This window comes from Frederiksenia canicola (assembly GCF_011455495.1).
GTDB classification, from domain to species: Bacteria; Pseudomonadota; Gammaproteobacteria; order Enterobacterales; family Pasteurellaceae; genus Frederiksenia; species Frederiksenia canicola.
The window spans coordinates 1410028-1433363 of sequence record NZ_CP015029.1 but is presented as its reverse complement, the minus strand read 5'-3'; the positions used below and the strand labels follow the sequence as shown (position 1 = coordinate 1433363).

At 42.7% G+C, this 23336-nt stretch carries 20 protein-coding genes; 3 read left to right on the top strand and 17 right to left on the bottom strand.

What is annotated here, in order from left to right; all coding sequences use genetic code 11:
* Positions 1 to 104 precede the first annotated feature (104 nt).
* From A4G17_RS07000 to pnp, 3 genes are all read right to left on the bottom strand, one after another.
* A complete protein-coding gene (locus A4G17_RS07000) occupies positions 105 to 1913 on the bottom strand; it encodes a DEAD/DEAH box helicase (protein WP_123956285.1) in 1809 nt (602 codons plus the stop codon).
* A 255-nt stretch (positions 1914 to 2168) separates the two neighbouring features.
* Complete coding sequence (gene nlpI / locus A4G17_RS06995; RefSeq protein WP_123956286.1) at positions 2169 to 3092, bottom strand: lipoprotein NlpI; 924 nt, start codon at positions 3090 to 3092, stop codon at positions 2169 to 2171.
* Between the two features lie 86 nt (positions 3093 to 3178).
* A complete protein-coding gene (pnp, locus tag A4G17_RS06990) occupies positions 3179 to 5296 on the bottom strand; it encodes a polyribonucleotide nucleotidyltransferase (protein WP_123956287.1) in 2118 nt (705 codons plus the stop codon).
* Positions 5297 to 5827: 531 nt separating this feature from the next.
* On the opposite strand from pnp, the gene A4G17_RS06985 reads away from it, so the two are divergent.
* Entirely contained in the window at positions 5828 to 7483 is a 1656-nt protein-coding gene (locus A4G17_RS06985) for an ABC transporter substrate-binding protein (protein ID WP_123956288.1), read from the top strand.
* A 115-nt stretch (positions 7484 to 7598) separates the two neighbouring features.
* Here A4G17_RS06985 and A4G17_RS06980 read toward each other — a convergent pair whose 3' ends face one another.
* From A4G17_RS06980 to A4G17_RS06965, 4 genes are all read right to left on the bottom strand, one after another.
* The gene (locus A4G17_RS06980) at positions 7599 to 8543 is read right to left on the bottom strand and encodes a tagatose 1,6-diphosphate aldolase (protein ID WP_123956289.1); all 945 of its coding nucleotides are present in this window, start codon (positions 8541 to 8543) and stop codon (positions 7599 to 7601) included.
* A gap of 9 nt (positions 8544 to 8552) precedes the next feature.
* Entirely contained in the window at positions 8553 to 8939 is a 387-nt protein-coding gene (locus tag A4G17_RS06975) for a PTS sugar transporter subunit IIA (protein ID WP_123956290.1), read from the bottom strand.
* Entirely contained in the window at positions 8936 to 9460 is a 525-nt protein-coding gene (locus A4G17_RS06970) for an HXXEE domain-containing protein (RefSeq protein ID WP_123956291.1), read from the bottom strand. Before A4G17_RS06970 ends, A4G17_RS06975 begins: the two co-directional genes overlap by 4 nt.
* 99 nt (positions 9461 to 9559) lie before the next feature.
* Positions 9560 to 11353: a glycoside hydrolase family 35 protein gene (locus A4G17_RS06965; RefSeq protein ID WP_207948543.1), complete on the bottom strand. Its 1794-nt coding sequence runs from the start codon at positions 11351 to 11353 to the stop codon at positions 9560 to 9562.
* A 112-nt stretch (positions 11354 to 11465) separates the two neighbouring features.
* Between A4G17_RS06965 and A4G17_RS06960 the strand changes: the two genes are divergently transcribed.
* Positions 11466 to 11798 carry a DMT family transporter gene (locus A4G17_RS06960; RefSeq protein ID WP_123956292.1) on the top strand — a complete coding sequence of 111 codons (333 nt, stop codon included), beginning with the start codon at positions 11466 to 11468 and terminating at the stop codon, positions 11796 to 11798.
* Here the strand turns inward: A4G17_RS06960 and A4G17_RS06955 are convergent.
* The 7 genes from A4G17_RS06955 to A4G17_RS06925 form a co-directional block, all read right to left on the bottom strand.
* Positions 11790 to 12404 (bottom strand): HAD family hydrolase, encoded by a 615-nt coding sequence (locus A4G17_RS06955; protein WP_165894265.1) that lies wholly within the window; start codon positions 12402 to 12404, stop codon positions 11790 to 11792. The two genes, A4G17_RS06960 and A4G17_RS06955, sit on opposite strands and share 9 nt — an antisense overlap.
* A gap of 101 nt (positions 12405 to 12505) precedes the next feature.
* Entirely contained in the window at positions 12506 to 13342 is an 837-nt protein-coding gene (locus tag A4G17_RS06950; RefSeq protein ID WP_123956294.1) for a PTS system mannose/fructose/sorbose family transporter subunit IID, read from the bottom strand.
* Positions 13329 to 14201, bottom strand: a complete 873-nt coding sequence (locus A4G17_RS06945) for a PTS mannose/fructose/sorbose/N-acetylgalactosamine transporter subunit IIC (RefSeq protein ID WP_123956295.1) — start codon at positions 14199 to 14201, stop codon at positions 13329 to 13331. Before A4G17_RS06945 ends, A4G17_RS06950 begins: the two co-directional genes overlap by 14 nt.
* Positions 14202 to 14214: 13 nt before the next feature.
* On the bottom strand, positions 14215 to 14688 hold the full coding sequence (locus tag A4G17_RS06940) for a PTS sugar transporter subunit IIB (protein ID WP_123956296.1): 474 nt from the start codon (positions 14686 to 14688) through the stop codon (positions 14215 to 14217).
* A 14-nt stretch (positions 14689 to 14702) separates the two neighbouring features.
* Positions 14703 to 15839, bottom strand: a complete 1137-nt coding sequence (locus A4G17_RS06935; RefSeq protein ID WP_123956297.1) for an SIS domain-containing protein — start codon at positions 15837 to 15839, stop codon at positions 14703 to 14705.
* A 79-nt stretch (positions 15840 to 15918) separates the two neighbouring features.
* On the bottom strand, positions 15919 to 16680 hold the full coding sequence (gene agaR / locus A4G17_RS06930; protein ID WP_123956298.1) for a transcriptional repressor AgaR: 762 nt from the start codon (positions 16678 to 16680) through the stop codon (positions 15919 to 15921).
* Positions 16681 to 16905: 225 nt separating this feature from the next.
* Entirely contained in the window at positions 16906 to 17940 is a 1035-nt protein-coding gene (locus tag A4G17_RS06925) for an ABC transporter substrate-binding protein (RefSeq protein WP_123956299.1), read from the bottom strand.
* Between the two features lie 129 nt (positions 17941 to 18069).
* Between A4G17_RS06925 and trmJ the strand changes: the two genes are divergently transcribed.
* A complete protein-coding gene (gene trmJ / locus A4G17_RS06920; protein WP_123956300.1) occupies positions 18070 to 18807 on the top strand; it encodes a tRNA (cytosine(32)/uridine(32)-2'-O)-methyltransferase TrmJ in 738 nt (245 codons plus the stop codon).
* Here trmJ and murQ read toward each other — a convergent pair.
* Genes murQ through A4G17_RS06905 form a run of 3 tightly spaced genes read right to left on the bottom strand, consistent with a single transcriptional unit; the run spans position 18799 to position 23124 of the window.
* Complete coding sequence (gene murQ / locus A4G17_RS06915; RefSeq protein ID WP_123956301.1) at positions 18799 to 19704, bottom strand: N-acetylmuramic acid 6-phosphate etherase; 906 nt, start codon at positions 19702 to 19704, stop codon at positions 18799 to 18801. The two genes, trmJ and murQ, sit on opposite strands and share 9 nt — an antisense overlap.
* A 17-nt stretch (positions 19705 to 19721) precedes the next feature.
* Positions 19722 to 20843: an anhydro-N-acetylmuramic acid kinase gene (locus A4G17_RS06910; protein ID WP_123956715.1), complete on the bottom strand. Its 1122-nt coding sequence runs from the start codon at positions 20841 to 20843 to the stop codon at positions 19722 to 19724.
* Between the two features lie 55 nt (positions 20844 to 20898).
* Entirely contained in the window at positions 20899 to 23124 is a 2226-nt protein-coding gene (locus tag A4G17_RS06905; protein WP_123956302.1) for an ATP-binding protein, read from the bottom strand.
* Positions 23125 to 23336: the final 212 nt, after the last annotated feature.

Genomic DNA, 23336 nt, shown 5'->3' with positions numbered 1-23336 from the left:
GAGGGTTAGGGAGGGGGGATTTGCAAAATTTTACTAAAATGTGACCGCTTGCCCCCTACCCCCTCGCAAGCTCGGGTACTTCCCCCGCAAGCGGGGGCAGAATTTTATCTGCGACCTCGTTCGTTAAAGCGTTTTTCTTTGAAGCCACCTTTGCGGTCTTTGAAACTACGCTCATCGCGATCACGTCCGCTACGGCGGTCATTACGATCACCACGGCCACGCGCACCTTTGCTTTCATATGGATTGCTGTTAGTCGCACTGTCAGCAGGACCTAATAACGACATCTGCATCGGTTTGCTTAACACTCGGGCTTTTTGAGCAAAGTGTTGCACTAAATGCTTCGGCATACCTTGTGGTAATTCAATAGTTGAATAAGTATCGTGCAGTTTAATATGTCCGATGTAGCGGCTACTAATATCACCTTCGTTGGCAATTGCACCAACGATATGTCGGACTTCTACGCCGTCTTCACGACCGAGTTCGATACGGTAAAGATCCATCGCCACGCCATTATTATCACGTCCGCCACGACGCTCGGCTGAACGTGGGTTTTCACGGCCTTTGCCACGCTCACCACGAACTGAACGAATTTCAGGATCGGGTGGCAAAATGAGTTTTTGCTTTTCTTGCAATAACATCATCATTGCCGCAGCTAACTCTTCGTGATCTTGGTCTGCTGTGAAGAGATCTTCCAACAACTCACGATATAACTCTAAATCATGATGCTCAAGTTGTAGAGAGATTTTTGCTTTGAATTTTTCACGGCGTTTTGCCATTAAAATTTCGTGGTTTGGTACTGGCACTTGATCAATTGGTTTTTTGATGAGGTGTTCGATATTTTTCAATAAACGACGCTCACGTGGCTCGACAAATAATAATGCACGACCTGAACGCCCTGCACGACCAGTACGACCGATACGATGAACATAAGACTCAGCATCAAGCGGAATATCAAAGTTCACCACAAGGCTGATTCGATCGATATCGATCCCTCGAGCTGCGACGTCTGTCGCCACAATAATATCTAAACGCCCTGAACGCAGTTTATCTAACGCCTGTTCACGAGCTTGTTGGGTCATGTCACCGTTTAACGCTGCAGCACGATAACCATTACGTTCACAAAGCTCCGCCACATCAGTGGTACCCGTTTTAGTACGGGTGAAAATAATCGCGGCATCAAATTCTTCCACTTCCAAGAAACGCAATAATGCATCGTTTTTGCGGAAGCCATTCACCATCCAGTAGCTTTGCGTAATGTCTGGTGCTGAACGTTGGGTTGCTTGAATTTTAACTTCTTGTGGATCTTTCATGAAACGTTTGGTGATGCGACGAATTGGCTCTGGCATTGTGGCAGAGAATAACGCCGTTTGGTGGTTCTCAGGCAGTTCCGCCATGACCGTTTCCACGTCTTCGATAAAGCCCATACGTAACATTTCGTCCGCTTCATCTAGCACGATAGTTTTGAGTTCAGATAAATCCAAAGTACCACGACGGATATGGTCAAGAATACGTCCTGGTGTACCCACAACCACTTGAGCTCCGTTTTTTAATGCTCGAATTTGAATATCGTAACGCTGACCGCCGTAAATAGTTACAGTACGGATGCCTTTCATATTTTTAGTGAATTGTTCGCAAGCGTCTGCCACCTGAATCGCCAGTTCACGGGTTGGTGCCATCACCAACATTTGCGGGTGGCGTTGATTTGGGTCGATTTGAGCCAAAACAGGTAAAGAGAAAGCCGCTGTTTTACCACTTCCCGTTTGTGCCATTCCCAATACATCACGCCCTGCAAGTAAGTGTGGGATACATTCTTGCTGAATTGGCGATGGGGTTACAAAACCCATTTCATTGACGGCATCAAGGATAGATTGTGGTAAGCCTAAATCGGCGAAAGTTAAAGTGTTAGTTGTCATAAAATTCCAAAAAATAATGCACAAATGCATCGTAGATCTATTTTCTTTGATGGTCCCTATTTATTCCCCCGCAAGCGGGCGTGGAATAAGCAAAATTGGTTTCATCAAAGTCAATAAAAAATAAAAATTCTATTGTTGAGTACTGATAGGTAAGAAAAATAAATAGAAAGCAAATCAATGCTTTGTATAACTCGTCACACAGGCAAGCGGTTAGATTTCGCAAAATTTTGCTCGGAACTGACCGCTTGTATCGTCCTAATATTTCCCAACAATAACGGGATTTGTTTTTGCTGCACGTAAACGAGCTAGCTCAAACAAGGCAAAACGATACTCAACGAAGTTATACACTTGGTTTGCAATAGTCAGACGGAAAAGGCTGGTTGCCTCATCCACTTGATTGATTTTGAGTGTTTGTTTTGCAAGATAAAAATAGGTTTCGGTTAAAATTTCTGCATATTGTGCCGTGTTTGGCTCAGCTTGAGCATTCATTTTTAACCGTAGTTGCTCAAGAGTATAATCCCCTAAAAAATAGGCAACAATACTTGTTCCCCAGAAAGAGTCAGCTAGCCCTTTTGAGCGCTCAACTAGCTTAGTTTTTGCTTCACTTGGTAAGAACTCTAATTCATTGAAATATAACCATAACACTCGGTAAGGATCGGTTTTATCAGCTTCATAAAACGCTAATAAATCCCGCTCTGCTTCGTTATAGCGGCCACTATAATAGAATGCTAATCCTCGATTTAAACGAGTATAGTCATAATTCGGATCAAGCTCTAAGACAGCATTGAAAGCATCTATTGAGCTATCGTAATCATCTTCAAGTAAAAGATATAAACCTAAGTAGTTGTAGGCTGCAGCCATTTTGGGGGCAAGCTCTACCGCTAAGGCAAAATCATTACGAGCTAATGACCAAAGCCCTAAACTATCATAAATGACGCCACGCTCAAAATGTAACTCCGCACGCTCTGCTTGGCTGAGTACCGCTTCATCTAACACCTGAGTTAGCCTAACCACCATTACCTCTTGTTCAAAACGCAACTGCGGATTGAGTTCCGCAATAGCTAATTTGGTTGGCGAGATAATTTCTGACACGCGGTTTACACAGCTTGTCAGAAAGAAAAGCATAAATAGATTAAGTAGAATAATGCGGAAATTCAACAGCTTAATGCGTTGTAACATTGTAAAACCTTAGGTTTAGGGTGGGCTTTAACCCACCAACATAAAATTATAATGGTGGGTCAAGAGACCCACCCTACAATTTTTAATTACTCAGCAAGTTCTTGTTCTTGCTCTTCCACTGGAGCAGAAGCAATGTCTTTCATTGTTAAGCGAATGCGACCCTGACGATCGATCTCAACCACTTTCACTTGTACTTCTTGTCCTACTTCCAGGTAGTCTGCGACACGTTCAACACGGGCATCGGTAATTTGTGAAATGTGGACTAATCCCTCTTTGCCACCAAGAATAGAGACAAAAGCTCCGAAATCAACCACACGAGTCACTTTACCTTTGTATACCGCATTCACTTCGACTTCTGCTACGATCTCTTCGATACGTTCCATTACACGTTTCGCTGCATTATTATCCGTTGCAGCAATTTTCACTGTACCGTCATCATCAATATCAATAGAAGTGCCAGTTTCTTCGGTTAATGCACGAATCGTTGCACCACCTTTACCGATCACATCTTTGATTTTCTTCGGATCGATCTTCATTGTGTGAATGCGTGGTGCAAAGTCAGAAATATCTGAACGTGGTGCAGGAATAGCTTGTTCCATTACACCAAGAATGTGCATTCTCGCCCCTTTCGCTTGGTTCAGGGCAATACGCATAATTTCTGGGGTAATCCCTTCGATTTTGATGTCCATCTGTAACGCTGTTACCCCTTCACGAGTACCTGCTACTTTGAAGTCCATATCGCCTAGGTGATCTTCATCACCTAAGATATCAGAAAGCACTACAAATTTATCATCTTCTTTCACTAAGCCCATGGCGATACCAGCAACTGCCGCTTTAATTGGCACGCCAGCGTCCATTAACGCTAATGATGCACCACATACTGATGCCATTGAAGAAGAACCATTTGATTCAGTAATTTCTGAAACTACACGCACTACATACGGGAATTCTTCTGCCGTTGGCATTACTGCTAATACGCCACGTTTTGCTAGACGACCGTGACCGATTTCACGACGTTTTGGCGAGCCAATACGACCAGTTTCGCCCACAGAATATGGAGGGAAGTTGTAGTGGAAAAGGAAGCGATCTGATTTCTCGCCCGTTAATTCATCAATAATTTGCGCATCACGTTCTGTCCCTAAAGTTGCAACCGCTAACGCTTGTGTTTCACCACGGGTGAACAACGCAGAACCGTGAGTACGTGGTAAAACACCAGTACAAATATCTAATGCACGAACGGTATCAACGGTACGACCATCAATACGTGGTTCGCCTGCGATAATACGGCTACGCACGATTTGGCTTTCTAATGCGGTAATAATATCAATAATTTTGCCTTCGGAAACGGTTTCATCTTCCGCAGTAAGTTGTGCGATAACCTCTGCTTTGATTGCATCAATTTGCTCATAGCGAACTTGTTTCTCAACAATACGATACGCATCGCCTAAACGGCTTTCTGCTAAAGCTTTTACTTTATCAATCAATGCGGTATCTGGTGTTGGTGCAACCCAATCCCAACGTGGTTTTCCCGCTTCTTTCACAAATTCTTTGATGTTTTCGATAACAACTTGTTGTTGTTCGTGACCGAATACCACCGCCGCTAACATTTGCTCTTCGCTTAAAATATCCGCTTCAGATTCCACCATCAATACCGCTTTATCGGTACCTGCAACCACTAAATCTAAGCGGCTGAGTTTTTGTTCAGCAATCGTTGGGTTGAGAACAAATTGATCGTTGATTAAACCAACACGTGCTGCACCGATTGGCCCATTAAATGGCACGCCAGATAATGAAAGAGCCGCAGATGCACCGATCATAGCGACTAAATCTGGGCTAATTTGTGGATTCACTGACACAACGGTCGCAATTACTTGAATTTCATTGAAAAAGCCTTCAGGGAACAGTGGGCGAACTGGGCGGTCAATTAAACGAGCGACGAGTGTTTCACCTTCAGATGGGCGACCTTCACGTTTGAAGAAACCGCCAGGGATACGACCTGCTGCGTAGGTACGCTCTTGATAATCAACGGTTAAAGGGAAGAAGTCTTGCCCTTCTTTCACGTCTTTTTTAGCGACTACTGTCACGAAAACCGTAGTATCATCCATACTTGCCATTACTGCCGCAGTTGCTTGGCGAGCAATCGCACCTGTTTCTAAGGTCACCGTGTGTTGACCATATTTAAATTGTTTGACGATTGGAGTCATTGATAAGTCCTTCATTTTTCAGAAAATATTAAAAGGTGGCATTAAGCCTACCCTGCACCTTGTTCTATTTCCTAAAAATTGCGACTAGCAAAAAAACTCTCGGAACTGACCGCTTGTATTACTCAATCAAAAGCCTTTTTGATAGCCGCCTATTACATACACGGAAATAAAACTCCCACATTATACAGCAGTTTCACTAAAAATCGCCTACTATTTCTGGATTTATGCAACTTTACAGTGAGTTCCGACCAATAAAATGTTACACATTTCACCATTTAAATAAAAAATGACAACGAATCGCCATTGCGATATTTACAAAGGTAAAAATAAAGTCGCTATCTATCAAAAATTGGTATGTAGAAAAACATTCATTTGCAAAATTTTTCTCTGATCTGACCGCTTGTCAATGGCATAAAAATGTTAAGTCTGTCTCAAAATCAATAAAAAATCAGGCACAAATCTTTACACAACTGACGAATTGGGCTATTTATAACGCCCTATTTTTTCATTGATTGCTATAAGGAGATTTCTATGCAGAATACAATATGGTCAAGAAGCAAACCGCTTATTACATTATCTGCACTCAGCAGTGCCGTTTTATTGGCATTTTCCTCTAGTGCTTTTGCGGCGAAAGTACCCGCTGGCGTTCAGCTTGCCGATAAGCAAGAAATTCGCATTCAAACCACAGCCGAAGCCGCTACACTTGATCCACAAAAAATGGAAGGTACTGCTGAAAGTTTACTTGCTCGCCAATTATTGGAAGGCTTAGTCAGTACCGATGAATTGGATCACATCATTCCTGGTGTGGCGGAAAAATGGGACTACGCTGACGATTTTAAAACACTCACCTTCCATCTGCGTAAAGACGCTAAATGGTCGAATGGCGATCCTGTCACTGCTCATGATTTCGTCTATGCGTGGCAACGTGTAGTCGATCCGAAAACGGCATCGCCTTATGCCGCCTATCTTGAATTTATGAAATTAGAAAATGTGGCGGATATCGTTGCTGGTCACAAATCACCCGACACACTTGGTGCAAAAGCACTTGATGATTACACGCTACAACTCACCTTAACCGCTCCCGTTCCTTATGCGGCTCAACTTACTCAACATGCCTCACTCTTCCCTGTACACAAAGCCACCGTTGAAAAGTTTGGTGATGATTGGACTCGCCCAGAAAACTTTGTAGGTAACGGAGCCTATAAAATCGCAGAACGTACACTCAACGAAAAAATTGTGTTTGAACGCAGCCCAACCTATTGGAACGATAAAGAGACTGTGGTCAATAAAGTGACTTTCTTCGTATTAAATGAAAGCTCAGGTATCGCTCGCTTCCGCTCTGGCGACTTAGATATTGCGAATATTCCTTCTACACTCTACAAAGATCCAAAATTCCGTAAAGAATACGATCCGCAAATTCACAAATCACGCAAACTCGGTACATTTACCTATGAAATGAACCTAGCAAAAGCCCCGTTTGATGATATTCGTGTGCGTAAAGCATTAGATTTAGCCCTTGAACGTGAAGTAATCACCGATAAAGTGCTTGGCTTTGGTCAAACACCAACTTACCGCTTTACGCCAAATTACATCGGTGGTGGTGAGAAAATTAAACAGCCTGAGTACGCAACTTGGACGCAAAAAGAGCGTAACGAAGAAGCGAAAAAATTATTGATGGAAGCTGGTTATAGCAAATCGAATCCACTCAAAACTGAATTGCTTTACAACACCAACGAAGGTTTGAAAAACATTGCGGTAGCCGCTACTTCAATGTGGAAGAAAAACTTAGGTGGTATGGCTGAAATTAGCTTGAAAAATATGGAATGGAAAACTTTCTTAGACACCAAGCAACAGAAAAACTACAACCTCGCATTTAGTGCATGGATTGCAGACTATAACGATGCTAGCACATTCTTAACTTACTATTTATCCAACAGCGAGCAGAATAAAATCGGCTTTAAGAGCGAAAAATTTGATAAGCTGATCAATGATTCTTACTATGCGAAGAATGAAGAAGAACGTGCAGAAATCTATGCGAAAGCAGAAGAAGAGCTTGGTAACCACCATCCATTTGTAGCGATTTATCACTACGCTGGATTATTCATCAAAAATCCAAAACTCAAAGGCTACGAAGGTAAAAGCCCACAAGGCGTCTATTTTGTCCGTGACTTGTATGTTGAGAAGTAAGGCCTAATCTACAAGCGGTCAGTTCCTTGAGAAAATTTGCAAAAAATGGCTCGAATCTCACCGCTTGTTAAGTCATCAATCCCTAGCACATCACTGTGCTAGGGATTTTTTCAGGTTAAAAACGAATTGGCGTTGCGGTTTTTTCTAACACGGCCAACAATTCACTGATGTTCTTTTTACCTTCGGTTTTGAGCCACTGGCGAGCTGCATCTACGCCTTGAGCCTTGTAGGTTTCCGTTGCACCAGCCCAAGTCGCCCGCCCACAGAGTACACCGTTAAATTGGCTACCCGCCTCTTTGGCGAAAACTAAGGTGTCTTGGAACAATTTAGCAGACACGCCCGCACTTAAGAAAATAAAGGGGATTGGTGTTGCATCACTTTGAGCTTTGAAGAACGCTTTCGCTTCTGCTTGGCTGTAAGCCACTTCGTCTTTGGCAAAACCTTCGACGAAATTCATATCCACTGGCACTTCCACTTTCAACACGTCCACACCAAAACGCTCATCGGCAAAGAATTTCATCGCTTCAATCACTTTGTGTGGTTTGACTTTAGCAAAATGAGCTTTGTCTTCATTGTTAGCATCGTAGGTCAAAATTTCTAAGAACAATGGCAAGCCTTCCGCGTGACATTCCGAAGCGACACGTTCCACAAATGCAGCTTTACGATCGTTGATCACTGAACTTTCATCAATGTCAAAATAAAGCAATAATTTGACCGCTTCCGCCCCGTTGTCTTTCAAACGGCGAACGGACACATCGTCAATCAAATCAGGGAAACGACCAACCGCCGTTTTATCATAGCCCGTTTTTTCGTATGCCATAATCAAACCGCAGTTAGCATCACGTTTGCCTGCCGCTGGCCAGCCAAATTCGGGATCGAGTAAGATCGAAGAGGCGTACGGGGTCAATTCCTGTGAAATCAACGTTTTGAATTCGCTCACTTGTTCAGGGGTAATATCATCGCCCATCATTCTGCGTAACGCACCACGTTGGTCGATAGCGAGAGCCGCAATAATACCGTCTTTAGTTGCTAATTTTTTCATAAAGTCTTTTTTAGCCATTGGATACTCCTATTCATCATCTTCTGACGCTACATTTTTTAACTGTTCTGCTACATCGTAAATTTGTGCTTTGGCATTTTCGAGCAAACCGTCAGTGCCTTCTTCACTCACATAACTGATCACCATCGGCAAATTCATTCCGCCATACAGCCCCGCCAGTTTCGGTAAATACCGCATCGCCACATTGCAAGGCGTGCCACCCATAATATCTGCCAATACCACGATCTCACCCGTGGCATTTTCTAACGCCTTCTCAAATTTCGCCTTGAAATCGTCAGAACTTTCATGCGGATAGAGATTAACCACTTGGGCGTTGTCGATTTTGCCTAAAATCATCTCAGCAGTATCCAACAATCCCGTGGCAAACTCCCCGTGGCTGATTAAAATTAAGCTCATATTTTGCTCCTTAATGTATTTTTAAAAACGTATTTTTGAGTTATTTGTTTCATTACATAATGCATAAAAATCAAATTTAAGATCATTACAATAAAACAGCATACTGAAACAATAACAATCTGAAAGTTTGAATAATCCGTTTGATTTATCGACCTATTTAAAACCATTGCACTTATTGGTAATAAAGTAATACTTGTAATCAAAGCAGGGATATATTTTCTAATCACAATGCTTTGCAAGATATGAATAGCAAGATGTATAACAAAAGCAATAAAAAATCCTATCCATATAAGATAATTATCATAATAAATAGATAACAGTGTGATTAAAATACAAAGCAAATATTGCTCTAAGACTGCAACAGAAAACCCTTCATAACTAAAACTTTTATCTATTTTCTCAAGCAAAGGATATTTTTTAACAAGTGCTACATTCCTATTTAGCCAAATTCTAAAACCTATTATTTCTTCCATTTCATGAATCATAAAAATAATAGGAAAAAGCCATACTATATCCTTCATTTTATGCTCCTGTAATCAGATAGGTAAAAAACTTATAAAATCTGACCGCTTGTACCATTCGTAGCTATCTCCTCTTTGAGCTACGATGGGAACTTTTCCCTACAAATTCTTCGTCTCTAACTTTTTATAAATTGGCTTGTCGCTAAAGGTTAATTCCGTTAGGCGAATGCCTTCTGTTTCAAACACAATAATTTCATTCTGTCCTTGTTTTAATAACGGAGCCGGCAGATAAAGAAAACAGGTTGGGCCTTCGTGCCAGTAACGTCCAAGATTTTCGCCATTCACGAAGATTACCCCTTTGCCGAGTTTGCTCGTGTCGATAAACGTATCTTGCGGCCCGCCATCAATTTGTAAATGAAATTGGTAGAACGAAGGCACTCGGCTATCTTTTTCACCATTAAAATCAATTTCCGCAAGCCGCTCAAAATCCAGAGCGTAATGTTGCCAACCTGTGTGGAAGTGCAGATCAAGCACCGCCCCTGCAGCGATTCCTTTACGTTGGGTTGGGGCTAACATTTTGCCGCCATAATTTACCCGCCCCATATTTTCGACCAACAGATCTAATTGGAATTGTCCGTTTGGCGTTTGCAACATAATGTCGTTGCCGATTTCGTGTTGATATTGTGTGGCAACTTTTTGTTGATCGTTAAACACCTGAATCCGATCTCGCCCTTGGAAAATGCGTAACTTAATTTCATCACTGTATGCTGTCGGATTTGCCCGATAGAGCATATAGCCGTAATAGTGTCCAAGTTGCTCCATTGTTTGAGTACAAGGGCTTTCAATCGGCTGGCTAATTTTGTCTAAAGTGCTAAAGAGCGAAACCTCGTTCGCCACTGCAAGCGGTGGATATTGGGTGATTTTTGGCAAAATGGGATCTTGAATTGGACTTGCATCAGGGTATTGACTGATCACTTTTTGCAGCAGGTAGTATTTTTCAGACGGCTCGCCCCACTCTCTCATAGGTGCATCGTAGTCATAGCTCGTCACTTGGGGGAGATCGGTATCCAATCGAGCCGAACAACCATTCATAAAGCCGAAATTCGTCCCACCTTGGAACATATAAAAATTGATGCTCGCACGTTTGAGCAGTTCATCGGTACAGTCGGCTAAATCTTGCGCATCACGAGTAATCACAGGCTCTTTCCAACGGTTGAACCAGCCGTCCCAAAATTCCATACACATCAACGGATAGGATTTCTGATGATTGTCAAAATAGCGTTGGAGCTCGTCTAAATTTTGATTGGAACGAGAACCGAAATTGCCTGTTGGCAAAATATCATCTTCAATCAATGCACCCGCTTCCAATGCGTTTTGCCAAGCGCCGTCGGACGTAAAGAGCGGAACGGTGATGCCGTTGGCTCGCATGAGATCTCGAATGGCTCTTAGGTAGTTTTTATCATTGCCGAATGAACCATACTCGTTTTCGATCTGCATCATCAAAATGTTACCACTTTGGGTAAACTGAAATGGCGCAACAATCGGTAATAATTTGGCAAAATATCGCTCAACATAGCCGAGAAAAATGGGATCATTTTGACGAATATGAACGGTGGGATCGTTGAGTAACCACGCAGGCAACCCACCAAATTCCCATTCGGCACAGATATAAGGTGTTGGGCGAAGAATCACATATAAACCTAAATCCTGAGCCGTTTGCAAAAATTTGGCTAAATCCGCCCGCTTGCCAAAGCAGAATTCTTCTGGCTGCGGCTGGTGCAAGTTCCACGGCACATAGGTTTCCACCGTATTGCAACCCATTGCTTTTAGGTTGTAGAGCGTTCTGTGCCAATACTCTGGCACAATGCGAAAATAATGCACCGCACCTGATATAATTTTGAACGGCTTGCCGTTAAGTAGGAAATCTTTTTTGCCTATTTCAAATGTTATCATTATGCGTTTCCTATTCTGTTTGCTCACAAAAAATCCAAATTTTCAAGACTAGTGAATTTTTTATTTATCTATAGAATTCCCCACCCAATTATTTCATTCATACCCTTATTATATGAACCCTTGGATATTATTATTTATCTCTATTTTGTGTGAAATTTGTGGCACTACTGCCCTAAAATATAGCGATGGTTTCACTAAACCTGTGCCAACAATCATTGCACTATGTGCCTTTGGACTCGCTTTTTATATGGTTTCTATCGTTTTCCGTACCCTACCTGTTGGTTTGGTGTACGCCATTTGGTCGGGCGTTGGTATCGTTCTCACCGCCGTTATCGCCTATTTTGCCTTTGGACAAAAGCCAGATTTAGCTGGCTTTATTGGTATGGCGATGATTATTGGAGGCGTGTTGGTAATTAACTTATTTTCCAACACTAGCTCACACTAATTCTGCATGTTCTTCATTGGGTAACAAAATCGTATCCGTCGGTTTTGTTATCCAGTCAATCAAATACGTTTCAATCCCTGCCTGTTGCCCTGAAATAAGATCCGCTTGACTGTCGCCAAAATAGACTGCTTTTGCTTTATCTATCTGGAGCTGTTCTACAATTTGAAGTAAGCCATCAGGTGCAGGCTTTGAGTTTTCAACCTCATCATCACTGATAGTTACATCAAAAAATTCTCGCAGTTTGAGTGCATCTAAAGAATACTCAAGACTACGTCTGCCCTTGCCTGTAAAAATCGCTAAGGTTTTCTGCTGTTGTTTAAGTTGTTGTAAAAGCTGGAAAATCGCTGGCGGGCAAGTGGCATAAAGAGGATGATTAGCGGAATACAGTTTGTAGAAAAATTCAACGGCTTGCTGTTTGCGTTCTGGCGAGCCTTGTACAATCTGCTCAATGATTTGTTGTTCTGAACCGCCAAAATAACGGGTGATTTGCTTATCGGTTAAATACTGTTGGTTATATTTCAAAAAGGTTTCACGAAAACACATAAAACAAAGTGGCAAGGTGTCCGCCAAAGTGCCATCAAAATCGAAAATATAGAGCTGTTTCATTGTGTGCTTTCCTGATTTGCAAAACTTTGTTATAAAGTGACCGCTTGTCATAATGGGCTTTTTATTTGTAGGGGCAAATCATATTGCCCCTACATTCACCATTAACCCTTCGCTAATAATCCAGCCCAAGAGAGCAAGATACAGAGAGCGATGATGATCATAATCGCTTTGTTGGAGTTCATTTTTGGTCTGCCGAGTAACCAGTAGATGAAACCAACCACGAGAGCAGGAACTAAACGTGGGAGAATCAAATCAAGGTTAGCTTGTGCAGACACCACTTTTTCCCCGATAGTCGCAACCAGTGGCACTTTGACGTTCACCATCGTGGCACACATCACCCCGACAACGAACACCCCAAGTACCGTTGCAGCATTAGTTAATGCATTGAGTTTGTGACCAAGGTTAGTAACCAAGTTCACCCCTTCACGGTAAGCGATTTTGAGCTGAACCCAACGGAATACCATCGTTGCGATTGCAACAAGTACCCATAAACCAACGCCTAATGGATTACCATTCACCGCCATCGTGGCTGCGATTGCCCCCATAATTGCTGGGATAAGAGACGCAAATAACGCATCACCAATTGCAGCAAATGGCCCCATTAAACCTGATTTGATCCCAGCTACGGCTTCAAAGGATTTCACCCCTTGTTTTTCTTCAAGTGCTAAGTCAATCCCTTTTACAATGGTGTTAAAGAATGGACTGGTATTGAAGAATTGGTTGTGCATTACCATTACTTTTTGTAATTCAGGCGAATTATCACCGTACATTTTGCGAAGCTGTGGCAACATAATCCATAAATAGCCTGAACCTTGCATACGTTCGTAGTTCCAACCGATTTGGTTGAAGAATAAGTTACGAATGTTGATTTGGCGGAAATCCGCATCAGTTAATTTATAGCCTTTTGGGTTTCCGACTTGTTCGTTATAGTTCGTCATCTTCAATTTCTCCTTTTGCAGAAGGGTTATTTTTGGTTACTGGTGCGGAGCCACCTTCAACACTGCGTTGATAAGCAAGGTAAGCAAAACCGAAACCGATAGCTGCCATCGCTAACATTGGTACGCTTGTAATGGAATTGCTAACATTTGTTGCTCCTGCCACCGCATTGATGTTACCGAATAAGGTAATGAAGATTGCGGTTAATGCAAACGCAAGGATTAAGTAGGCAATGTGGCGTTTGGTTGGTAAGTAACGAAGTAAGATGGCGAAACCTAACGCTGGCAATACACCACCTGCAAGGGTTAAGCCGTCTGCGATCACTTTTAAGAAACCGTGTTGCATAGCTTCTGCAAGGCTTGCTACGAATGGACCACCGAAGACTAATGCCAAGAAGATTGGTAACGCACGAGAGAGACCCCACGCTAATGCACCCGAGAGGTAGTTTACAGTGATCGCATTGTAGTTGTGATCTTGGATATTTTTATCAATGCGGTGTGCAAAGAATACGTTAGACATACGTGCTAAGATATCGGTGTACACCATCAAGGCTGCAATAGGTACCGCCAATGTGGTTAAGGCTAATTGTGGATCCATTCCCGCAGAGACAGAGAATGCTGTTGCAATAACCGTACCAGAGTTTGCGTCAATACGTGATGCACCACCGAAAGTACCAACCCCTAACACGGTCAATTGCATTGAGCCACCAATTAACAACCCAGTGGTTATATCTCCCATAATGATCCCGGTAATCAAACCGGCGAACACAGGGGAACCTGCACTTGATACGATAGTAATTTCATCTAAGATTTGATAGAACGCATAGAGCGTTATCAAAAGGATTTGCCACCATTCGATCATAATCGTTGCTCCTCTATAAAAGTTTCATTAAGTCGACTTTTTCTTCATTAGGTACTAGCTGTGCGGTCAGTTTGATACCTTTTTCAGAAAGTTGTTTAAACACGTCAATATCCGCATCTGTAACATGCACAGTTTTACGAATAGGACGTGTATGCTCCGTTTTTGGCATATTTCCTGCATTAATTTCAGTTAATGCCACGCCTTGTTCCACTAACCGCAACAAGGTTTGCGGATCTCTTGTGACAATCAATACCCGTTGGGAATCGTAACGCCCTTCGTTGATATTGTTTGCGGCTTTCTCAACCGTCAGCACGCTCAAATTGACCCCTGCAGGGCAAGCTAAACGTAATCCTGCTTTATCAATATCATTATGCGCCGCTGCATCATCAACGACCATAATGCGTGTAATATCTAGGTAAGATGTCCAAAGGTTTGCCACCTGTCCGTGGATCAACCGTCCATCAATACGCACATTTAAAATTGCCATATTGGTCTCCTGTTTTACTTATATGAATAAAGGGTAACACCTTGCACCACACGATTGACTTCCCCTGTTGGGCAAGGGTTATCAGTGGTATAACCAAGATGTAAAGAGCTATAAAACGCGTAAAGCTGCCCTACCACTAAGAAGGGAAAAATGCGTGCGGCATCGTCTAATTTGCAAATGTCAGCCTTAAACTGACCGCTTGTATCTCCCACGAAAACCACTTCACGGGCTTTTTTATCCCGCACTAGTTCGTGGTAAAGATCTCGATCATATTGCTCGGTGTATGGGTGAGAAGAAGGGAACACAAACACAAGCGTTTCGTTTTGTACCAACGATTTTGGTCCGTGGCGGAAACCCATTGTTGATTCAAAAAAGCCCAAGCGTTCGCCGGCGGTGAGTTCAAGTAATTTCAATGCCGTTTCACGAGCAAGCCCTTGAAAATGCCCGCTACCTAAATAGACAACCCGTTTTAACGGTAAATGGGCAAGATGTTGAATAGTCAATGCGTCTTCATTGAGTAAGGTTTCCGTCACGCTCGCAACATTTTCCACCCAGTGGCGTTCAAAAGTATCAGGAGCAAAGGCAAGTAGTGCAGCAAGCATCATATTGCTGGCGGAAGACGTCATCGCAAAGCCTTGGTCGTGAGTGGAGTCAGGCAAGGCGAGAGGAAAGCAAGCGGTTGGATTTTCACTACATTTTACAAATAAGGCACCGTTGCGATTGTTGGTAATCGCCAAATGATATGGCTGTTTTACAATATCATTCACCCGATCCATCGCCCCAATGCTTTCTGGGCTGTTGCCAGAACGCCCGAAAGAGACCAGTAAGGTCGGTTTATCAGCGAAAAGATATTGATAAGGATTGGAAACTAAATCAGTGCTGGCAATGGCTTCAACCACACAGCCTAATTTTTCGCTCAGAACAGGAGCCACCACTTGCCCGATAAATGCAGAGGTGCCAGCCCCCGTAAAAATAATGCGGAGTTCGCCTTTTTTAGCTCGTTCAACAAGCGGTGCCACAAAGGCTTTAACTTGTGAAGTTGCCACGATGTCTGCTGTTTCCCGCCATGTTGCAGGTTGTTGAGCAATCTCTTTAGCAGTCCAAAAGGCTTTTTGGCTTTCTAAGGTTTGGTTTGAGATATTGAGGATCATGCTGCTTCCCTCATAAAAAATTAGTGGGAAGGAGAGTTTAATTCCTCCTATTTTCCCCTTTTTCAAGAGGAGAAGGGATTTACGCAATCAACACTGCAACTCCTGCGTTTTCAAGGTATTCTTGATAGTTTCTTGGTAGTTGATCGTCAGTCACCAGCACATCAATTTGGTTCGCTTGGCAAATCACGAAATCGCTGTATTGTCCGAATTTGCTCGAGTCGGTGACCACAATCACTTGATCTGCTGCATCACACATTAAGCGATTGAGATGGGCTTCTTGTTCGTTAAAAGTCGTCACACCTTTGTGCAAATCAAATCCATCAACACCAAGAAAGACTTTATCAAAGCGGTTATAACGCAAGTTATTGTCCGCCATTACCCCTGAAAACGACATCGCATTTTTTCGCAACACACCACCAGTCATTCGCACTTCAACATTTGGACAATTTGTTAATTCCATAGCCACATCAAGCCCATTTGTCAAGACAGTCAAAGATAAATGCTGCAAGTGACTTACGATTGCTTTCGTTGTTGTACCTGAATCTAAAATCACTCGATCACCATTTTTTAATAGTGTCGCAGCCATTTTACCAATGCGTTGTTTTAATTCAGGGTAATGATTACGTTTATCAGCAATAGAAAGTTCATTAATAAGTCGAGATTTCAACACAGCAAATCCATGGGATCGAGTGATATAACCCTGCTGCTCAAGTGCATTCAAATCACTACGAATGGTCACACTTGACACACCAAAATGTTGTGCGAGCACTTCAACCCGCTGGCTGTTAGTTTGCTGTAATAACGTTAAAATATCGGAACGTCTTTCAACGCTGCTTTTCATTTTCTCTCCTAACATCAAGTAACTACCACAGACTTCAATTACTTTCGAATTAACTATAAAACAATCAAATTCAAAAACAATCGTAAACATTCAAAAACGTGAACAAGATCACATAAATTTACAATTCAGGTTTGTCACAACACACCATAATGTGAACGTAAAAAAGGCAGATTTTCACCTGCCTTTGATTTGCAAAAAATTTGCAGAAAGTGACCGCTTGTCAGCCTATTTGGACAATTTAATTTCTTCTGCCCATTTATCGACCAAACGCTTGCCTTCTTCGCTGGATCCGAAACGATCGTAGTCTAATTCAACTAATTTGACCTGATCAATATCCACCGAACGTGGCGAAACTTCCGCATAAATATTGGTAGGAATTTGGTACAGCTTGTGGTTTCTCCACGGAATTTCTTGAGCTTCTTTTGAAAGAGCCCAATCCATAAATAATTTGGCATTCTCTAAGTTTCTGGCACCTTTAATAATACTTGCTCCGCCCAACGCATAGCCTACGCCATCTTTAGGTAGAACGGATTCCACGGGAGCCCCTTTCTCCTTCTCTGTTGCGTAACTATGCACAAAACCAATGCTCACCGCACTTTCGCCACGGGATAAATTTTGCGTGACTAAGCCACTTTTCACATATTGGGAGACATTTTCATCTAATTTTTTTAGATATTCGAACGTTTTTTCTTCGCCCCAAAGTTGAATAAGTGTCGCAATCACCGTATAAGTCGTACCTGAACTACGTGGATCTGGCAATTGGATTTCATCGTTTAAACGGGGATCAAGCAAATCTGCCCATTTTGTTGGTAAAGGCACGCCTAATTTTTGGAATTTTTCACTGTTTACGCCAAAACCTAACACCATCATGTACACAATAGAGGTGAAATCTCCCCGTTGGGTTTCTAATAATGATTTAAAACGCGGCATAATTTCAGCCTGTTTAGGGGAACGATAGGCTGCTAATAACCCTAACTGCCCAGCTTGGAAATGCGGTTCAATCGTACCACCGTACCATATATCTGCTTGCGGGTTATCTTTTTCGGCTTTGATTCTCCCAAAAATTGTCCCCGTCCCGCCACGAATAAAATTGGTTTGGACATTATATTTTTGTGAAAATTGTTTGGTGAGATCTTCGCACACTTCATTTTGCACACTACAGTAAACCGTCAATCGCCCTTCTGCCTGTACGTTATTTGCGAAAAATAACGGACTTGCGAAGCAAAATGATGCGATGGCGGACTTTAGTTTGGTTTGCATTTTTATTTCCTGCCTTTAGATACAACAAAAAAAGAGTGCGAAGTGTAGCATTTCATCTACATAGGTCAAATAATCTGTTGGCATAATCTATGCTAAAATTCAACGCCTTTATCTATTTCTATTATTGTTATGAACTTACTTGATCACATTCACATTGTTTTGGTTGAAACTTCCCACAGTGGCAATATTGGATCCGCTGCTCGAGCAATGAAAACCATGGGGCTAAAACACCTGCGACTTGTTGCCCCACAACAGCCGATTGACGAACAAGCAGAGGCACTTTCAGCAGGTGCGAAAGATGTACTGGACAATTCTCAAATGTTTGCCACTTTTGACGACGCTGTTGCTGATTGCCAGCTTGTCATCGGCACCAGTGCTCGACTTCGCCATTTGCAAAGCACGCTGATTGAGCCAAGAGCGTGTGGCGAACTTGCTATATCTCGAACAAGGCAAGGTAATGTGGCGATAGTATTTGGACGGGAACGAGTTGGACTGACCAATGAAGAACTATTGAAGTGTCATTATCATTTAAATATTCCAACCAATCCTGAATACGGCTCGCTTAATTTAGCGATGGCCGTGCAGTTGGTGAGTTACGAAATTCGAATGGCGTGGCTGGCGGATGACGATTTGCAAAAAAAACTGCAGAACCAACCGCTTGTTGAATACCCGACCTCAGAGGCTTTAGCACATTTTTTCAACCATACGGAACGGCTGTATAAAGAACTGGGCTTTATCCGCAATGACGGTGTAATGCAAAAGCTCCGCCGTTTATACCAACGAGCGGAGCTTGAAACCAATGAATTAAATTTACTGCGAGGTATGCTCACGGCTGCGGAAAAAGCTGCAAAACGCGACTTAAACTGAGCGAAGTCGCCCGTGATTTTCTGCTAATAATCGTTCGGCTTCGGCTCGTTTAACATTCGCTAAAATCATCATAATGGCTAATTTTGCGTGATTATCTGCCGCTTGTAAGGCGGACTCCGCTTCTGATTTAGTGCAGTCAGTGGCTTGCATCACAATCCGAACCGCTCTGGCGATCAGTTTTTGGTTACTCGCTTGCACATCTACCATTAAATTTTGATAGCATTTGCCAATCAATACCATACTGGCAGTGGTGAGCATATTCAGCACCAATTTTTGTGCCGTGCCTGATTTCAAGCGGCTTGAGCCGGTCAGCACTTCTGCTCCTACAACGGTTTCAATCGCAATATCAGAAAGTTGGCTCATCGCACAATTCGGATTGCTCGCAATCGACATCGTTGTCGCCCCAAGCGATTTGGCATAATGTAACGCACCCATCACATAAGGTGTTCGACCACTTGCGGCAAGACCAACTAAAACATCTTTATCTGAAAAATCAATCGCTTGCAAATCATTCATGCCCGCTTGCGGATTGTCTTCAGCCCCTTCAATTGGGTTTCGTAACGCTTTATCGCCACCTGCAATAATCCCTTTGACCATTTCAGGTGAAACACCAAACGTTGGTGGGCATTCAGAGGCGTCAAGCACACCAAGCCGTCCACTAGTTCCTGCTCCGATGTAAATTAACCGCCCACCAGACTGAAACGCCGCTACGATTTTTTCAACCGTTTGCGCAATCTGAGGCAAACATTTTTCAATGGCTAACGGCACTTGCTTGTCTTCATTGTTCATCAGCTGCACAATTTCCAAGGCAGAAAGTTGATCTAAATCCATTGAATTTGGATTACGCTGCTCAGTAACTAGCTGAGTCAAGGTTTGCAATAGATCTTTTTCCATCATTATTCTCCTATTCAGGTTTACATTTTGGGAAAAATCGCCCCTAAACTGACCGCTTGTGTCGCTCCAGTTACACTTGGTAAATTGCCTGCCAAGCCGTGCACACGTTGATATGCCAACCACGCAAATGCGGCAGCTTCAACGTCATCAACATTTAATCCAAATTCCGTCGTCGTGTGAATTTGCCAGTCGGTGAGTGCCTGCAGCCGAGCCATCAATAGCGGATTTCTCGCTCCACCGCCACAAACCAATAGGCGACAAGGCAAATGATTCGGGTTGCTAACCTTGGCTAGCTCATTGGCAATGCTCTGGGCGGTAAATTCTACTAAAGTGGCTTGCACATCTTCGGGCGAACAAGCGGTCACTTTCGCTAATTTTTTTGCAAGCCAATCTAAATTGAACAGCTCTCGCCCCGTGCTTTTTGGTGGTGGTTGTTGGAAAAAAGGGTCGTCTAACAATTCGGCTAATAAATCAACATGGACATTGCCTGTTTTCGCCCATTCAGCATCGTGATCAAAGCGTTTGCCTTGATGTCTTTCGATCCAACTATCCAACAACGTATTGCCTGTACCAATGTCATAGCCCATCACCGCTTGATTTGGCACGAGTAACGAGATATTGCTGATGCCGCCAATATTCAGCACGCCGACAATCGCCTTGGGATCAGCAAATAACGCTTGATGAAACGCAGGCACAAGTGGAGCACCTTGCCCGCCAAATGCCATATCTTTACGGCGAAAGTCACCAATTACCGTAATGCCTGTTTTTGCCGCAACCAAATTCATATCGCCAATTTGCATGGTAAACGGAAAATCGCCTTTCGGTGCATGCCAAATGGTTTGCCCGTGGCAACCAACGGCTTGAATTTGTTCGGGTTTTAGCTGATTTTTGGCTAAAAAAGTATGGATACATTCCGCATAAAGCAAGCCCAAACGGTGATCGATTTCCCCCAGTTTTTGCAAACTGGCCCCGCCTGAATGGATTAATTCAGCGAGATCTTGGCGAAGATCAGCGGGCATGGAAATGCAATCTGCCGCCAATAATGTTGGCGTGCCTACAAAGTCCATCAACACAATATCCACGCCGTCAAGGCTAGTGCCAGACATCATGCCAAGATAGAGATCGTTTTTGCATTCTTCCATTTGTTCCGCCATCAGCTTACTCTGCTTTGTCGCGGACGAATTGCATTGAAGAGCTTTATTTTCCATTTTTCACCCACTCTGTTGCTTGTTGTAAATCACATTGCCAATGTTGCAGTTGTTCAACCCAATTTGCGATACCGTTTTCCCACGCTTCGCCGTTGTCTGTTTGGGCAAGTTGAGCGATTTTCTGCAATTTGACTAAACCAACTGATGCCAATGCTCCTTTGATTTTATGAGCTTCATCTACGGTGAGTTTGCGGCTTGTTGCATTATCTTCCGCCTGCCAGTCACTCAGATAGCGGTTGAGATTAGCCAGATAATCAGGCATTAATGTCGCAAACAGCTCGAAATTGGCGAGCACCGCATTTTTCCCCATCACATCAATGAGCTCTCCCAGAATTCGACGATCAAAAGGCAAATCCGACGTTTCGACAGGCTCAGCAAGCGGTCGGTTCTCAAACGAATTTTCCAAAAAGCCTTCGTCAAAATGACTATTTAAACAGTGTTCTAAGGCTTCCAAAGAAAGGGGTTTACGCAGCACATCATCCATTCCTTGCTGCTGATATTCGTCTTTGGTTTGAATGATATTTGCGGTTAAAGCGACTAAAAGCGGCAAATAATCGACTTCGCCTTCTTCATAACGCTCTCGTAATTTTTTGGCAATCTCAAAGCCCGTAGTATCTGGCAGTTGAATATCGAGTAAAATCAAGTCATAACTATTTTTCTCAAATAGCTCAAAGGTTTCTGCCCCGCTCATTGCCACATCCACTTCACAGCCAAATTTTGCCAACATTGCTTTCGCCACCACGATATTAACTTCAATATCTTCTACCAATAATACTTTTAAGGCGTGTTTACTGAGTGCCATTTCCTGTTGTGGAGCGACTTCGTTGGCTTGAATGGTGAGAGTGAAGGTTGCCCCTTGTCCTGCTTCACTTTCCACGGTTAGATCACCACCCATTAATTTCGCGATACGTTTTGAAATAGCTAAGCCAATGCCACTGCCAGCGACCTTTTTACCATCCACCGAGGCGGCTTGGTAAAACATCGCAAAAATTTTACGTTGCTCACTTTTCTTAATACCAATGCCGGTATCTCTTAGGATGAAGCCAAAGTGATCCTGATCGTAACGCACCACATTTAGGTAAATGTTTCCACCTGCAGGGGTGAATTTCACCGCATTGCTCACTAGATTCCATAAAATTTGGCTCAAACGGGCGTTATCTACATAAATAAAATGTGGTAAGTCTTGCTCATATTGAATATGGAAACGAATATTTTTCTGTTCCGCCATTAAATTTGCAAAATGGCTAATATTGCTGATCAATTGTGAAAACTCGATCTCTTTTGGGAAAAGCTCAATGCGACGGCTATCAATTTTTTCTAAATCAATAATGTCACTGAAAATATGTCCTAGCGACACCGCACTGATGTTAATTGTTTTGAGGTATTCTCGCTGTTGCTGAGACAGTTCACCTTCTAGAAGAATCTGGCTTAAACCAATAATACCATTGAGTGGGGTACGAAGCTCATGGCTGATTGTTGCCATCAACGTCGTTTTGTCACGGCTATTTTTTTCAATGATTTCTTGGTAGCGTTTACGTTCTGTAATATCCCGTCCAAATCCAATAATGCAATGGAGCTTTTTTACTCTGTCGTAATACGGCACTTTACGGATTTCAAAGCAAGCTAACTTATTATTTGGATAGCGGATCCATTGTTCATAGGTTACGCCAGTATTACTGATAAAGGTATCCCGATCCGTTGAAAGGATGAGTTTTGCAGCTTCTTTTGAATAGATATCTCGTGGGGTTAAATTGATTAGCTCTTGCTCTGACTTTCCTGTGAGTAGCTCCATTGCTCGGTTGCATCCCAAAAAGTGTCCTTTATCATCACGATAGAAAATCAAATCAGGCGATGCATCAAAGAAAGAACGTAAAAAAGATGCGGTTTGTTCTAACTCAACATTCAAACGAGCATCTTGTTCACGCAGCAATGAAAGATCATTGAGCGATTCTTGTAATCGAAGACGAGAACGCTCCAGTTTTTCAACCACCAAATTGAAAAAATAGAGCACAAATGGGGCCGAAATCAAACCAAATGCGATCGATCGTAAAATGTCTTCAGGAGGAACATAGCCTGTCATCAAAAAACTTAACAGAGATTGTAAACCAATGGCAAACAGCGATAACACAACAAAACCAAACAACGCAGCTCGTTCCTTGCCCAATCGCAATACCCAATTTACATAATTTTGACCATATTGTTTGAGGTTTTTCATTTTGATGCCTTAAAGTAAATTCTGCTCCCCGAAAAGCGGGGACAAATCCTTGCATTTAAGTGTTGGCTTTGCCACCACCCCAAAGGGTGAGCGTTAGCAAATAAGTCCCCTTCAAAGCAAGGGAAGGATAGGGGCAAAACAAGCGGTCACTTTCATGCAAAATTTTGCAAATGCGAATTGCCCCTTTACGTTTTAGTGACTTGCTCTGTTTA